The 1,100-nt window shown below is 64.8% G+C and carries 1 protein-coding gene; it reads left to right on the forward strand.

Features of this window, described 5'->3' with window-relative positions:
• Positions 1–47 precede the first annotated feature (47 nt).
• The coding region (locus tag MJ783_RS19190; protein ID WP_370651711.1) for a recombinase zinc beta ribbon domain-containing protein at positions 48–1,100 on the forward strand (1,053 nt) is incomplete at its 3' end.

Genomic DNA, 1,100 nt, shown 5'->3' on the forward strand with positions numbered 1-1,100 from the left:
GTCGAGGGCTGCGCATCCCGGCTACGAAGAAGCTCCCGGAACGCCCGCTGCGCTACCAGCACATCGACAAGATGCTCGTCAACCGCTACTACATCGGCTTCGTCAGGTACGAGGGCGTCTGCTACGAAGGCCGGCACCCGGCGCTCATCGACACCGTGACCTTCGAGCAGGTGCAGGCCGTACGCACGTCTCGCGCCGAAGCGCGCGAGAAGGTGCAGAAGCATCCGCACTACCTCAAGGGCTCGATCTTCTGCGGCCGGTGCCGTGGTCGGTTCGGCGTCATGAATGCTCGAAACCGCTGGGGCACGGTCTACCCGTACTTCTACTGCCTCGGCCGCGCGAAGAAGGAGGACTGCACGCAGTCAACGATCCTGATCAGTGACGTGGAAGCGGCCGTCGCGGACTACTGGTCCCGCGTCCAGCTCAGCGGACCGCGCATCGCGGCCATCCGCGAGCAGGTCATGGCCGCGCTGGTGGGCCGACAGCACAGCAATCGAGCCGAACTCGACAGACAGGAGAAGCGCAGGAAGGAACTGCAAAACCAACAGCTCAAGCTGATCGAGATGCGCTACGCCGATGCCATCTCGCTCGAACACCTGAAGTCTGAGCAGGAACGCATCACCCGCGAGCTTGCCCAGGCACAGCAGGTCATCGACCAGTGCTCGACTGAGATCGAGGCCGTCATGAAGGTGGTCGAGGAGGCGCTGATGCTCTGCGCCAACGCGCACCAGCTGTACCTCAGCGCTCCACCCGACGTCCGCCGACAGCTCAACCAAGCCGTCTTCGCCCGCCTCTGGATCATGGACGACCAGGTGCAGGGCGCGGACCTCACCGAAGGCTTCGCCCACCTCCTCGCCCCTGATCTTGCCGCACGGCTGACAGAGGCGAAGAAGGACGAAGACACCAAGATCGAAACCCGTTCCCGCCCCCGTAGGGGTCGAGGGCGGTCCACCGGCGAAAGTGCCGGTCTGGAACTGGTGCGGCCCACGGACGCCATACAGCGCCCGCACGGCCCACTTCCCGCCGATGCGACGAACCCCGGACCCAACCGGGACCGGGGTTCAAACGTGACCGTTTTGGTGTCCGAGGGGGGACTTGAA

Origin of the sequence: Protofrankia sp. Cj3, assembly GCF_917627355.1 — a bacterium.
Classification (GTDB): Bacteria; Actinomycetota; Actinomycetes; order Frankiales; family Frankiaceae; genus Protofrankia.